General features: G+C 38.2%; 12 protein-coding genes. 8 read left to right on the top strand and 4 right to left on the bottom strand.

Annotation, left to right across the window (positions count from 1 at the left end):
- Positions 1–238: 238 nt before the first annotated feature.
- Entirely contained in the window at positions 239–1,270 is a 1,032-nt protein-coding gene (locus tag B5P37_RS03850; RefSeq protein ID WP_085236982.1) for a PTS sugar transporter subunit IIC, read from the top strand.
- Between the two features lie 183 nt (positions 1,271–1,453).
- Here B5P37_RS03850 and B5P37_RS03845 read toward each other — a convergent pair whose 3' ends face one another.
- The gene (locus B5P37_RS03845; RefSeq protein ID WP_085236981.1) at positions 1,454–1,927 is read right to left on the bottom strand and encodes a thioesterase family protein; all 474 of its coding nucleotides are present in this window, start codon (positions 1,925–1,927) and stop codon (positions 1,454–1,456) included.
- A gap of 186 nt (positions 1,928–2,113) precedes the next feature.
- On the opposite strand from B5P37_RS03845, the gene fni reads away from it, so the two are divergent.
- Positions 2,114–3,145 (top strand): type 2 isopentenyl-diphosphate Delta-isomerase, encoded by a 1,032-nt coding sequence (fni, locus tag B5P37_RS03840; RefSeq protein WP_085236980.1) that lies wholly within the window; start codon positions 2,114–2,116, stop codon positions 3,143–3,145.
- Between the two features lie 195 nt (positions 3,146–3,340).
- A complete protein-coding gene (locus tag B5P37_RS03835; protein ID WP_085236979.1) occupies positions 3,341–4,546 on the top strand; it encodes a GTP-binding protein in 1,206 nt (401 codons plus the stop codon).
- Between the two features lie 63 nt (positions 4,547–4,609).
- Here the strand turns inward: B5P37_RS03835 and gltS are convergent, their stop codons facing one another.
- Both gltS and B5P37_RS03825 read right to left on the bottom strand, forming a co-directional pair.
- Complete coding sequence (gene gltS / locus B5P37_RS03830; protein WP_085236978.1) at positions 4,610–5,821, bottom strand: sodium/glutamate symporter; 1,212 nt, start codon at positions 5,819–5,821, stop codon at positions 4,610–4,612.
- A 224-nt stretch (positions 5,822–6,045) separates the two neighbouring features.
- Positions 6,046–6,876, bottom strand: a complete 831-nt coding sequence (locus B5P37_RS03825) for an AraC family transcriptional regulator (protein WP_085236977.1) — start codon at positions 6,874–6,876, stop codon at positions 6,046–6,048.
- 132 nt (positions 6,877–7,008) lie between these two features.
- On the opposite strand from B5P37_RS03825, the gene B5P37_RS03820 reads away from it, so the two are divergent.
- Both B5P37_RS03820 and B5P37_RS03815 read left to right on the top strand, forming a co-directional pair.
- Positions 7,009–7,779, top strand: coding sequence for a glycoside hydrolase family 2 protein (locus B5P37_RS03820; protein ID WP_085236976.1), 771 nt, complete (start codon positions 7,009–7,011; stop codon positions 7,777–7,779).
- A 292-nt stretch (positions 7,780–8,071) separates the two neighbouring features.
- Complete coding sequence (locus tag B5P37_RS03815) at positions 8,072–9,397, top strand: Na+/H+ antiporter NhaC family protein (protein ID WP_085236975.1); 1,326 nt, start codon at positions 8,072–8,074, stop codon at positions 9,395–9,397.
- Positions 9,398–9,490: 93 nt separating this feature from the next.
- Here B5P37_RS03815 and B5P37_RS03810 read toward each other — a convergent pair whose 3' ends face one another.
- On the bottom strand, positions 9,491–10,108 hold the full coding sequence (locus tag B5P37_RS03810) for a DNA-3-methyladenine glycosylase (RefSeq protein WP_085236974.1): 618 nt from the start codon (positions 10,106–10,108) through the stop codon (positions 9,491–9,493).
- Between the two features lie 170 nt (positions 10,109–10,278).
- Here B5P37_RS03810 and B5P37_RS03805 point away from each other — a divergent pair, with 170 nt between their 5' ends.
- The 3 genes from B5P37_RS03805 (at position 10,279) to B5P37_RS03795 (ending at position 13,423) form a co-directional block, all read left to right on the top strand.
- A complete protein-coding gene (locus B5P37_RS03805; RefSeq protein WP_085236973.1) occupies positions 10,279–10,938 on the top strand; it encodes a DUF805 domain-containing protein in 660 nt (219 codons plus the stop codon).
- 342 nt (positions 10,939–11,280) lie between these two features.
- Entirely contained in the window at positions 11,281–12,186 is a 906-nt protein-coding gene (locus B5P37_RS03800; protein ID WP_085236972.1) for an ABC transporter ATP-binding protein, read from the top strand.
- The gene (locus B5P37_RS03795; RefSeq protein ID WP_085236971.1) at positions 12,173–13,423 is read left to right on the top strand and encodes an ABC transporter permease; all 1,251 of its coding nucleotides are present in this window, start codon (positions 12,173–12,175) and stop codon (positions 13,421–13,423) included. The genes B5P37_RS03800 and B5P37_RS03795 overlap by 14 nt, the downstream gene beginning before the upstream one ends.
- Positions 13,424–13,684: the final 261 nt, after the last annotated feature.

Raw genomic sequence — 13,684 nt, 5'->3', positions numbered from 1 at the left:
TTTTAGGCTTCCAAGTCATTTTGGAAGTCTTACTTATTTTTTAATCGTTGTTTAATCAGAAAGGGCGAGACGTAGTGATAGGTGCGACAATCATCGATATTGATAACACAACGTGCGAAAATATTCAAAGTTTAGTAAAATGGAATGTATTCTAAAATTTTAAATTAATTGGTTTAGCTATTCAAAAAATAATAAGCAAAGTTGAATAGGATTTTTCGAATAATAAGAGGAGGACATGATGGATTTACTAATCGGTACAGCATTTTTAATACTCGTACTTGTCATTTTCACGTTATTTACATATAAGGCGCCACAAGGCATGCGTGCGATGGGCGCGTTGGCCAATGCAGCGATTGCAACATTCTTAGTGGAGGCTTTCAACAAATACGTCGGCGGGCGCGTTTTCCATATTCATTTTTTAGAGCAAGTTGGCGATGCAGCCGGAAATTTAGGCGGTGTTGCGGCAGCGGGATTAACGGCGTTAGCCATTGGTGTTTCCCCTGTCTATGCATTAGTCATTGCAGCAGCTTGTGGAGGTTTGGATTTGTTGCCCGGTTTTTTTGCGGGATATTTGATTGGCTATTTAATGAAGTATACTGAAAAGTACGTGCCAGATGGTGTTGATTTAATCGTCGCAGTGCTCATAGTTGCCCCTTTATCAAGAGGTGTAGCCTTGCTATTGACGCCTATTGTGAAGAACACTCTGGTTAAAATTGGTGATATTATTCAAAGTTCAACAGAGGCAAGTCCGATTATGATGGGCATTATTTTAGGTGGTATCATTACAGTTGTGGGGACTGCACCACTGAGTTCTATGGCATTGACTGCGCTACTTGGATTAACGGGCGTTCCAATGGCTATTGGTGCGATGGCAGCATTCAGTTCAGCCTTTATGAACGGAACATTATTTCATCGTTTGAAATTAGGAGATCGTAAAGCGACGATTTCAGTGAGTATCGAGCCGTTATCACAGGCAGATATCGTTTCAGCCAATCCGATTCCCATTTATTTGACGAACTTTTTTGGGGGTGCGTCTGCGGGACTCGTCATTGCACTGTCAGGTTTAATTAATGATGCGACGGGAACTGCAACACCGATTGCCGGATTTATTGTCATGTTCGGCTTTAATCATTGGATGTCTGTACTTTTTTATGGCGTGATTATGGGCGTGATAGGTCTGATTTGGGGGCATATTGGGGCAATGGTCTTTAAAAAATATCCCATTGTGACGAAAGCAGATATGATACAGCGCGGATCGATGGACGCATAGTTCAATAGATAAAAGATATCGTGGCGATGGGCTTGCGCTTGTTTCGAAACATCATGATGCGTGGGTATTGAACAAAAGGCGTGGGGTGTTACGCATGTATCCTAGGTCGCGTATGAAAAGGAAGAGAGGCTTCAGGCAGTGTTAACCACTCAACGAGCAAAACGCAATTGAAAAGGTATCCCTTTATCTTGGGATACCTATCCGATGTCCGAGTTGCTTTGGCCATTCCAGAGTTCCTTGTGTCTGCACATAGTGTTGTAATTGTGCATAGATCTCTTTTGGAAAAGGTGCAGCGCTTCGGGTTTGTTGATCTATACCCATCATCATTGTTTCAGCAGTGGCCATCAAGGCATCCGTTTCTTGATGTAGCAATTGTAAAAAGAAATGTGTCCGCTTTTGGTCTAAATCGTAAATGCTGACTTTGATTTTAAAAGGCGTATGCAATTTTAATTCTTGTAAGTAAGTTAAATGCGTTTCAAGGGTGAAAACTGTAAATGCGCATTGATCACGTTTGGCAGATGTGAGTCCGATTTGGTCGTGAAAATGGTCGATTGCTGAACTAAAAACTTTGGCATAAACAGCATCGTTCATGTGACCATTTCGATCAATCCAATCGGCTTGTACAACATTTGGATCATAAAAAGGATAAGATAGCATCAAGACACCTCATTACTTTATTTGTTCATATTATAACTTAAATGAAGTGAGAGATAAACTGCGCATGAGTTAAATCAATGAAAAATGAATTTTAAAAGAAGCATGATTTCTAGAAAAACACTTTATCTCTGAGGTGAATATGATATAGTCAAAGAAGGAGACCATGAATGAGGGGATTTTGATGCCATGATGAATAAAAGAATACAACGAAAAAATGAACATGTCCGTTTAGCACTAGTGCAAGAAGAAACGATGCATTCTGATTTTGATCGCATTCAATTTGTGCATCATGCCATACCAGAAATCAATGTAGATGAAGTGACCCTAGTACCTCGTTTTAAACCATTGGCAATGTCACACGTGCTCTATATTAATGCGATGACTGGTGGATCGGAATGGACCGCACAAACGAATGCGCAACTTGCCCAAGTGGCTCAAGCAACAAACATTCCTATGGCGGTAGGGAGTATGCATGCAGCATTGAAAAATCAAGATGTCCGCTATTCTTATGAAGTGGTCCGTGAACATAATCCACGAGGTAAAATTTGGGCGAATGTCAACGCAGATGTCACACTTGCAGAAGCCCAAGTGGCTATTGAAATGATTCAAGCGGACGCCTTGCAAATCCATGTCAATGCACCGCAAGAGTTGGTGATGCCAGAAGGAAGTCGTATTTTTAAACATTGGTCTGCACATATTAAAGCCATTGTTGAAGGTGTGCATATACCAGTGATTGTCAAAGAGGTAGGCTTTGGCATGAGTTATGATACGATTCAAAAGCTCATCGATTTAGGCGTTTCATACGTCGATGTCAGTGGGCAAGGAGGGACTAACTTTGTTGCTATTGAAAACGAGCGACGTCATTTGAAAGATATGCGTTATTTGCAAGATTGGGGGCAGTCGACAGTCGTATCGTTATTAGAGGCACGCAATTTAAGTAGCCGCGTACATTTGTTGGCGAGTGGAGGGATTCGTAATCCGCTCGATGCGATAAAAGCATTGCGTTTAGGTGCAGAGGCAGTAGGGATGTCACGTCCTATCTTAAAATCTTTGCATGAGGAAGGTGTGGCAGCAACCATTGCGTATGTTGAAGATTTTAAAGAACAAATGGCTTTAATTATGACTTTATTAAATGCGCGCAATATTTCAGAACTGCGTCAAGCGGCCATTGTGTATGACCCATATTTGAAAAACTGGATTCAACAGCGCCAACTTTAAGACAAGCGGACAGGTTAAAGGATCAATAGTGAAGTGGTATCATTTCACTATTGATCCTTTTTTGGAGGTCATGCGTTGAATCTATAATACTGTTCTTTAAAATTATTCTTATTTACCGTTGCGTCGACAGAAGGATATGTTATATACTGTAAAACGTAATTGTTACGATTTGTATTAAGTGAAGGAGGGCTCATTATGGGGAAAATCCCTGTAACGGTATTAAGTGGTTATTTAGGTTCAGGTAAAACGACGTTGCTCAATCATATTTTAAACAATAGAGAGGGTAGAAGAATCGCGGTCATTGTAAACGATATGAGTGAAGTCAATATCGATAAAGATCTTGTGGCAGAAGGGGGTGGATTGTCACGAACGGATGAAAAATTGGTCGAACTCTCAAATGGATGTATTTGTTGTACGCTACGAGAAGACTTGTTACGTGAAGTAGAGCGCATCGTTCAACGTGGTGGAATAGACCATATTGTCATCGAATCTACCGGGATTTCTGAACCTGTTCCAGTGGCTCAGACTTTTTCTTATATTGATGAAGAAATCGGTATTGATTTAACAGAGATTTGTCGTCTAGACACAATGGTGACAGTGGTAGACGCTAATCGTTTTATTAAAGATTATCAATCTGGAGATATGTTATTGGATCGTGATCAATCAATAGGAGAGGACGATGAGCGGACGATTGCAGATTTACTCATTGATCAAATCGAGTTTTGTGATGTGCTCATTTTAAATAAAATTGACCTAGTATCAGAAGAAGAAGCGAATCGCTTAGAGGCCATGCTGCGTAAATTACAACCAACGGCAAAGTTCATTCGTACAGTGAATGCGCAAGTGGATATTGATGAAGTGTTGGATACGGGACGATTTGATTTTGACAAGGCAAGTCAATCTGCGGGTTGGTTACAAGAGCTTGAAGCGGGTGGACACGCAACGCATACACCAGAAACAGAAGAATATGGTATTTCATCTTTCGTTTATCGTAGACGTTTACCATTTCATGCAGCACGATTTAACGCATTTTTGGAAAGTATGTCTGATGATGTCGTACGCGCGAAGGGGATTGTCTGGCTTGCGAAATACAATGACGTGGCATGTTTAGTTTCTCAAGCGGGAACGGCAGTCGATATTCATCCTGTTACATTTTGGGTGGCGAGTATGCCTAAAGCAGAACGGGCAGCGATATTACAAGAAAGACCCGATGTCCGCGAAGACTGGGATCCTGAATATGGCGATCGTCATACGCAATTCGTATTAATCGGTATCGATTTAGATGAAGCAGCACTGACTGCTGAACTAGATGCGTGCTTATTAAATAGTGATGAAATCGATGCGGATTGGTCACAATTGAGTGATCCGTACGAATGGCAAATTCGTCGCCAAGATGCCTAATTGCGTCAAACAACAGTTTATTGAATAGCATATAAAAAAGAGGTGCGACTTGGCACCTCTTTTTTATGGTTTGAAAATATTAATAAACGTTGTAATGATAGGAACACCGAGTAAATCGACAAGGAAAGCCCCGACGATAGGCACTACAAGATAGGCACGTGGTGAGTTGCCAAATTTTTTCGTAATGGCATCGAGATTTGCCATGGCATTTGGTGTAGCACCTAAACCGTGACCGATAAAGCCACCAATCATCACGGCCGCATCATAGTCTTTACCAAGTAATCGGAAGACAACAAAAATAGAAAACAATGCGACGAAAATGATTTGACAAATGACAATAACAACTAAAGGAATGGCTAAGTTGTAAACTTCTGTCAATTTAATACTCATCAATGCAATAGACAGGAAAATACTGAGTGAAATGTCACCAATTTGATTTGTCAGTTTCAAATCGATTAAATTAAGGTTTCCATACTCTGAAATGTTACGAATAATCACAGCGATAAACATCGAAGCGACGTATAATGGAATGTTGATGCCAGACCATGCACTGAACAATTCACCGAGATATGTACCGAGTCCCATACAGAATAAAATCACTGTGATTTGAATAAAGAAGACTTCGTTGAGCGTGAAATTTTTGTGAAGTCGTCGATTGATATCGATATTGGAATAATCTTTTTGAATCGTTTCGGCATTTTGCGGTGCAAGATTATATTTTTTGATAAGAAAGCGTACGACGGGTCCGCCCATCAATCCCCCTGCGACCAATCCCAGTGTCGCTGCTGCAAGAGCGGCCGTAACAGCAGAATCAATGCCATAGGACTGAATCGTTTGACCATAAGCCGCCGCATTGCCGTGGCCACCTTCCATTGACATGGCACCAGCTGTTAAACCGAGTAACGGATCGATATTGAGCACTTTGGCCATCGAAACGCCGATAATATTTTGAAATGTAGCCAATATCCCACAGAGAATCCAATAGACAATTAAAACTTTACCACCCAGTTTTAAAAGTTTAAAGGAAGCCCCCAAACCAATTGTGGTGAAAAAAGCTAACATGAAGAACTTTTGGAAAAAATCGCCATCAAGTTTAATTTGCAAAATCCCTGTAGATGATAGTATTGCAGAAATGATAGCGAAAATTAAACCGCCAACAACGGGTGATGGAATACTTAAACGATTAAATACTGCCACTTTATTGACAATCGCTTGGCCAATGATAAGTAATAGGCAAGCAAGGAACAATGTGTTCATACTATTCAATTCTATCATGGTAATGCACTCCCCCTTTGAGATATTAAAATAGAAAAGGCTTTCAATCCCATACTAAATTATTATACTTTTTTTAGGAGCAAAAATCTATATAAATATAAAGTTGAGTATTATTATTAAATAATTACAGGCAAATAAAAATTGTGTATTATATAGATTTGTAATGAATAGAGTAGCGATTTTTCGCTATTTTATTTTATGCAGGGCACTTTAGTTCATGATAATCAACGTTGCTGCATGTCTTTGCGATATTGTGTCGCATTTACGCCAAAATGTTTTTTGAATGCTCTAGAAAACAGTAAAGCGTCTTTATAACCGACACGATAGGCAATCTCTTGACTTTGTAAATCCGTTTCTTTAAACAATTTTGCTGCATGATACATACGTATATGAATTAAATAATGTTGCGGTGATTGGTCAATATGCTTTTTAAACATTTTATATAGGTAACTTCGACTCACATTGACATGTTTGGCAACATCATGAATAGAAATGGCATGCATATAGTTATCATTGATATAGCGGATGGCGTCTCGGACATTGGCATATTTTTCATTTTTCACCTCTTGGAAAGGTTTTGGAAAATGTTGATGTAACTGATACAGGAGTTCATATAAATCACGCATATGTTGAATATCATCTGAATTTTGAGTGGAATAATCAACAGAGCGTTGACAGATTTGATCGATGATGTTGCGAATGGCTGTCGTGTCTTTGTTTTGAATGATACGTTGCGTATAGAGTGAGGTCCGATTTAAATAATCCAGTACAAGTTTGCCGCTCATACCCACCCAATAATACGTCCACGGCGCTTCCAATGTGGACTCATAATGGACTTTCATTCCTCGACACAGTAAAAAAAGGTCACCCGGCTTTAACAGGTATTGTTGTTGATTAAAAGTCAGCGTCCCTGTCCCTGACATCACAATATGGAGTACAGCTGGCTTTGTCACTTCATATTGATAGCCCCCGCGCGGTGTTCCAATTTCAATCCCACATTCGTCAATATGTGCTTCAAATTGGTTTTTCTTAAACATCTTCCACAGTAATTGCATTGACTTTACCTCTTTTGTATAAAATATGGAAACATTTTAACATATACAGTGATGATTGTTGTATATTATCTTGATTTTTAAAGTGATAAATTAGCTGTATAAAAAAATATATATTATTTCGAGGTGATAAATATGGATAAGCATTTCATTCGTCTTAATACTAATGAAAAAGGCCATAAATTGCCGAATAGAACCCGTTATATTCCATATGTAAGTCGGGATGTATTCGAATTACCATATATCAAATTTTTAAGTCATGCGGTAACGCCTTTAATGGGTTCAGAGTCAACATGGCATGCCAATGCCAGTTATCAACATCAATTTGTTATTGAAGATTATGATTTTAGTAAAGATTATCATTTAAATATAGAAGGGATTCAGCAACACTGCCAAATTTTTATCAATCAATTATGGATGGGTAGCACGGAAGCGCCGAATTCAAATGTTGAATGGGATGTGACACAAGCACTCCATGAAGGGACAAATGAGATTGAAGTTGTTGCAATAGAAGATCATGGGCTAACGAATCAAATGATGTTTCGCGATATGTATTTGTTAGAACGTGCAAATGATCGAATTGTGGACTATGATGTCGAAGTTGCTCCAAATCAACGAGGAGATTTAAAAGTGTGTATGCAAATAAAGGACATTGAAGGCGCACCGTTGATTACGTATACATTACAAAATGAACAAAAAATGACATTAGCTAAAGGGCAATTAGATATAGATAGTTGTCATCATATCTTAATACCCGCACATCTTGTGAATCAACGCCATCGTTATTTTACATTATTTTTAGAAACGGATGATGAGACCATCGCTCATTATATAGAAATTACTGGACGCCATGCACCCGTTAATGTTAAATTCAATACCATTTTCGAACAAAGTCGATGTGTGTAATTTTTGAGATGATCATGTTTCATGATATCGGAATACAACACAGTCGATACAGTTAAATGAACGAGGTGATCCCTGATGTGTGGAATACTAGTTTCAACTAATGGATGACAAATATGTAGTGTGGAGGAAGCGGACTTTATTAACAAGGCGAGGGCATCCGTATCTCGGAAGTATGTGGATGCTCAAATCATCGTTGGAATGGGGTTTAAGAAAGGGTAAAACTTCAGACTTGTCAAAATGACAGAAAAGTGTATAATTCTTATCATAATAATAAGATTTTGAGGGGAAAGATATGACAAATGATTTAAGAAGTCAAAAACAATATGGTGTCCTTGCTTTATTGCCACTCGTCATTTTTCTAATCTTGTACATTGGGGTAGGACTTGTATTTACGGCGTTAGGAACAAAAGATGCCTTCAATCTGTTACCCCGCCATGTAGCGGTATTCATTGGTATCGTCATTGCATGGACTTGCTATGATCGCCAAACACCAGTGACAAAGAAAATAAAAATTTTTACAGAAAATGCAGGTTCTTCGGGAATAGCTGAATTAGGTCTCATTTTACTTTTAGCAGGAGGATTTGCACAAGCGGCTTCGGCCATGGGAGGGCAAGAAGCGATGGTCAATATGGGACTGTCAATTATCCCACCTAGTTTATTAATCCCAGGTATTTTTGCGATGAGTGCTTTTGTCGCTACTGCATTAGGTACATCTACAGGAACGCAAGCGGCATTTATACCTATCGGTGTTGCAGTTGCACAAGCAGCGGATCTCAATGTCGCTGCTGCTGCAGCGGCTGTCATTGCAGGGGCTTACTTTGGGGATAATTTATCGATTATTTCTGATACGACGATTGCAGCAACAACAGGCGTTGGTGCCAAAATGAAAGATAAGTTTAAAGCGAACTTTCTGATTGCGTTACCTGCAGCGGTGATTACATTTGTGATTTATGCCTTTGTTGGTGGAACTGGACATATTAAAGGGGATCTCAGTTTCAACTTCATTGATATCCTTCCGTACATCTTTGTATTGATTGCAGCCATTGCTGGAATGAATGTGATGTTGGTATTGGTGTCAGGTATTGTGTTAACCGGAGTGATTGGTGTTACACGTGGCAATATCGGAATATTTGAATGGACTTCAAAAATTGGAGAAGGGATGCAAAGCACGTTTTCAATTTTCTTGATTGCTTTCTTGATATCTGGGTTAGTTGCATTAATCCGTTATTATGGTGGGATTGATTGGATTGTAGACACGATGAAAAAGCGTGCAAAAGGTCCCAAAAGTGCCGAGTATGCGATGAGTTTTCTTTCAGGACTTTTATCTGCGGCTTTAGTTCATAATGTTGTGGCCATTATTATTTCTGCGCCAATTGCTAAAGAAATCGGTCAGATGTATCAAATCGCACCGAAACGGATGGCGAGTTTATTAGATATTTTTGCTGCAAGTGCGTTAATGGTACTGCCTCATGATAGTGGCATGCTCATGGCTGAAAAATTTGGACATGTTTCATATTTAGAAGTGCTCCAATTTTCGTATTATCCAGTTATCTTGATTTTGTGCACGGTGATTTCAATTCATTTGGGTATGTTTAGAAAGAATAAAAATCCAATTTAAATGCACAGTAGCACTCAAAACTTTAGGCAGTGACGATGTAGTCTAGGATGTGTTGAGAGATCATCACCTCCTAGACTTTTTCTATGGTTATTTCTAAAACGTTGTTTCCCATGTTGTTTCAATCGGTTCGATGGCGCCTTTTCGCATATGTGAGACGTAAGGGTTCCCCTGTACATAATAACGCAATGGTGCCTCAGTCCACGCACCTTTATTTGGAATGCCAATCCGTGGGCCACTTTCAATTGTGCGAGGAAATTTTCGATTTTGAATATCTATTTTTAATGGACCAGTGTTGATCTCGCTACCATCCAGTGAGCGTGGGATTTGCATAGCCATTGTCCATTTTCCAGGCCCATTGGTGAGTTCCAATCCTTGGCGTCCTCGGTTTTTAATCATCATATCAATGCCTTCTTCAGGCTGAATCGCACGGATGAGCACCCCTTCTGGAATCCCTTCGTTTTGTGTCACAATATTAATTAAAATGTAGCGATGCATGGGGTGTGCGTAAATGGTGCCCCCTTTTTGATAAAGTGATGCGACTTTTGGTGTCCGTCGCCATTGATAGCTATGTGCGGCTTGATCCTTAATCCCTAAATAGGCCTCTGTTTCGACGATATAACCACTAAAGCGAACGGTCGGGCTTTCATAGATTAACTTCACACCGAGTAACGCTTGTGCCGTTTGACTTGTAGATTGATAAATAAAATCCATGTTAACCTCCATTTTTGATGTATGACTTTGATTGTCCTGAAAAGTGAATTGTGTATCTAATTATGAGTCATTTATATATTTATGAAAAGTAAGATATTTAAAGTGAAAAAATATGATAAACTAAAAGTAAGTTTTCTGAAATAATAATTTTTTGAAGGAGGCGTTTTAATATGGAATCACCTAAAGTAGGTTTTGTAGAAGCGTACAAATTATTTTGGTTGAATTATGTTAATTTTAAAGGTAGGAGTCGGCGTAGTGAATATTGGTGGGTTGCGTTATGGCATGTCATTGTTCTCGTATCCCTCATTTTAGTAGGTGGAATTTCTATTCTTATTCCAGTCGTTGGCGTAATCATCACCATCATTGCGGCACTGTTGATAATGATTTACGGATTAGCGATTGCGATTCCAAACTTATCATTGTTAGTTCGACGTTTTCATGATATCGGGTGGTCTATGGCAATTCCGATTGTTTCATTCATTGTGGGCGTCATCAATGCAATATTAACCTCTATCGAGGAAAATCAACAATTGAACTATACTAGTGAGACGGAAGTTTATGTTCATACAACTATTACGAATAGCTTGTTGCCGGAATGGTTGAGTTATATCATGTTGATTTTATCGATTGTTCTTTCTTTGACTTGCTTTATTGTCACATTGATTGATAGCAAGACAAAAGATAATAAGTACGGTCAATCGCCAAAGTATGGGCACAATTATGTCGTTAATCATGGCGCATTTGAAACACAACAAGGGCAAGCGACACATGGAGATATGCCGCAAAATATGGATGAAGAAGCAGAGAAGAAAGATCCATATCGCTATTAAAAATTTGTAGTAAAAATGAAAAAAATTATTTTATTGTTATACCGTGTGACTGAATAAGGTTGGGACAAAAACATTCAAGTATGAAGTGAGTCTGAACGGAGAAGCAAATGATTTTTTGACATGATGGTACATCGTGACACTTTGATCAAAGGGATTGTTTGGGTCAATGTTATCGAACTCACTTCTGTTGATGTCAGGCGTCTCAACCTTTCAATTGTTTTTATAAAGCATTTATGTTCAAAAAATATTTGAGAAGTCCATTGGGTTTATACAATAAGTATTGTTTACATTATCATAAATATTATATATTAATGATAGTATATTAAAAAGGAGTGTCCATAAATGGCTCTGAAAGTTGAATACGTCAGTAAGAAATTCAATCAATTTGTTGCAGTCAATCAAATTTCCTTTGAAGTTAAAAAAGGGGAAATGTTAGGCTTTCTCGGACGAAATGGTGCGGGCAAAACAACGACATTTCGTATGATTTTAGGTTTATCTGAACCGACAGAAGGCCGTATTACATATGAGGGGAAGTTAATTGATCACACGGTTTATAATCGCGTGGGTTATTTACCTGAAGAAAGAGGTTTGCATCCTAAAGTCACAGTGTCAGATGAGTTGAAATATTTAGCAACACTTAAAGGAATGGACTCAAAAGCGGTCAAAGAAGCCATTGATTATTGGTTAACCCGTTTTAAAATCAGTGAAAATCGTGATAAAAAAATTGAATCTCTGTCTAAAGGAAATCAGCAAAAAGTACAATTATTAGCAAGTATGTTACATGAACCGGAGTTGCTTATTTTAGATGAGCCGTTTAGTGGACTCGATCCAGTCAATGTGGAGCTGTTAAAAAAGGCAATTAAAGAATTAAATGACAAAGGAACGACCATTATTTTCAGTTCGCATCGCATGGAACATATTGAAGAGTTATGTGATTCAATATGCATTATGAATAAAGGGGAGTTGGTCGTTCAAGGAGATATCCAAACCGTTAAAGAAACAGCAGGCTACAAACGAATTGTTGTCGATGCACCTTACGACTTAACCGAAGTGGAGACATTACCAGGCGTTCTCAAACATGAAGTGATTAAAACGGAGCATTACTTTACAGTAAAAGATGAGTCGGTGGCAGAAGCGGTTTTTAAAATGATCCAGGATAAAGGATATGTGAAACGCTTTCAATTGATGGACCCAACGATTAACGAAATATTTATTGAAAAAGTAGGTGATATCGATGAAGAAATTTAATGCTACTTTAAGGTTTACATATTTAAATAAGGTTAAAACAAGAGGGTTTGTTATTAATACCATACTGATGGTTTTAGCTATTACAGTCATCATGAATTTGGATACAATTATTAAGTTTTTTAATAACGACGAAGAAAATGTGGCCATCGTTACAAATAATCAAAGACTGTATCAACAATTAGAAGGTCAACTTAAAGTGGTCGATAATAAGATACATTATCAAAATTTATCAGAAAAAGAGGCTAAAGCAAAAGTTAAAAATGATGAATTAGATCGTGCGTATGTGATTCACGAAGGTCAACAGCGAACGCTATCAGCAACGATTATTTCAAAATCCAATCCATCTGAGGAAAATAAAGGGACTTTGCAATCCATACTGACACAAATTCAAGTACAACAAGTGACCCAATCGCTAGGCTTAAACGGTGATGATTTAAAGAAAATCCAGAGTCAGAGTCAAGTGGATCACACAATTATTCAAAGTGACGATCATCATGGACTTACAATTTCCGATGAAGAACAACAACACGCATTAACAATTGTCTTTGCTGGCATCACGCTAATGTTCTTTATTATTTTTAATTATGCTCAACAAATTGCCTCAGAAATGGCGACTGAAAAAACATCGCGTGTGTCTGAGATGATTATTACCAGTGTACAACCGACTTATCATATTTTAGCGAAAATTGCAGCCATTTTATGTGTTGCATTTACTCAAATATTCATTTTAGGTGTTACATTTGTAGCTAATTATTTTATTTTTAATTCAAAATCTAATACTGGCAGCATACAATTATGGGGGACCCCTCATGTTGAGCGCCTCATTGTTTTTGGTGTCATTTTCTTGATTATCGGTGTGTTGACTTATGTGATTTTAGCAGCCATTTTAGGTAATATGACAGCACGAATTGAAGATTTAGCGCAATCGCTCATGCCGATGAGTTTTATACTCATATTAGCCTTTTATAGCAGTATATTCGGTGCGCAGAATCCAGATCATCTCTATTTTAAAATTCTGTCTTATGTGCCGTTCTTCTCGCCTTTTGTAACTTTTTTACGTTTATCCTTACCAACGACGTCGATAATGGAAGGGATTATCGCTGTTGGGATACACATTGTTTTGATTTTTGTTTTAACATTTATCGCGACGAAATCTTATAAAAATTCGGTACTATCCTTTGAAAAGGGATGGAAAAATGTGCTGAAACGTGCCTTTCAACGTAATCACCATGCTTGATTGGTTATATTTCGATGATGCAAGCACCGCACCTCATTTTTAATGACATCTAGATATAGTACTTTATGATTTTGTCTATAAAAAGCCGAGCGTCTTTGAAGCGTTCTCGTGAAGTTGAATCTTAAGAATCAATTTTGGGAGCGTACGACCTACTCGGCTTTTTTGTATATAGGAAAATGCCCTATCTCAATCTAACATTCAGCTTGCTCACAGTTTGATAAAACATTTATTTTTGAGAATATTCGAGGAAGCTAATGTTCT

This window comes from Staphylococcus lutrae (genome assembly GCF_002101335.1).
Taxonomy (GTDB): Bacteria; Bacillota; Bacilli; order Staphylococcales; family Staphylococcaceae; genus Staphylococcus; species Staphylococcus lutrae.
The sequence above is the reverse complement of the archived record's forward strand: the minus strand, read 5'-3'. Positions and strand labels throughout refer to the sequence as shown.

What these genes read in the sequence shown, in the direction of transcription:
- B5P37_RS03850 (WP_085236982.1), top strand. Translation starts at nt 239, where the DNA reads ATGGATTTACTAATCGGTACAGCATTTTTAATACTCGTACTTGTCATT.
- B5P37_RS03845 (WP_085236981.1), bottom strand. Translation starts at nt 1,927, where the DNA reads ATGCTATCTTATCCTTTTTATGATCCAAATGTTGTACAAGCCGATTGG.
- fni (WP_085236980.1), top strand. Translation starts at nt 2,114, where the DNA reads ATGATGAATAAAAGAATACAACGAAAAAATGAACATGTCCGTTTAGCA.
- B5P37_RS03835 (WP_085236979.1), top strand. Translation starts at nt 3,341, where the DNA reads ATGGGGAAAATCCCTGTAACGGTATTAAGTGGTTATTTAGGTTCAGGT.
- gltS (WP_085236978.1), bottom strand. Translation starts at nt 5,821, where the DNA reads ATGATAGAATTGAATAGTATGAACACATTGTTCCTTGCTTGCCTATTA.
- B5P37_RS03825 (WP_085236977.1), bottom strand. Translation starts at nt 6,876, where the DNA reads ATGCAATTACTGTGGAAGATGTTTAAGAAAAACCAATTTGAAGCACAT.
- B5P37_RS03820 (WP_085236976.1), top strand. Translation starts at nt 7,009, where the DNA reads ATGGATAAGCATTTCATTCGTCTTAATACTAATGAAAAAGGCCATAAA.
- B5P37_RS03815 (WP_085236975.1), top strand. Translation starts at nt 8,072, where the DNA reads ATGACAAATGATTTAAGAAGTCAAAAACAATATGGTGTCCTTGCTTTA.
- B5P37_RS03810 (WP_085236974.1), bottom strand. Translation starts at nt 10,108, where the DNA reads ATGGATTTTATTTATCAATCTACAAGTCAAACGGCACAAGCGTTACTC.
- B5P37_RS03805 (WP_085236973.1), top strand. Translation starts at nt 10,279, where the DNA reads ATGGAATCACCTAAAGTAGGTTTTGTAGAAGCGTACAAATTATTTTGG.
- B5P37_RS03800 (WP_085236972.1), top strand. Translation starts at nt 11,281, where the DNA reads ATGGCTCTGAAAGTTGAATACGTCAGTAAGAAATTCAATCAATTTGTT.
- B5P37_RS03795 (WP_085236971.1), top strand. Translation starts at nt 12,173, where the DNA reads ATGAAGAAATTTAATGCTACTTTAAGGTTTACATATTTAAATAAGGTT.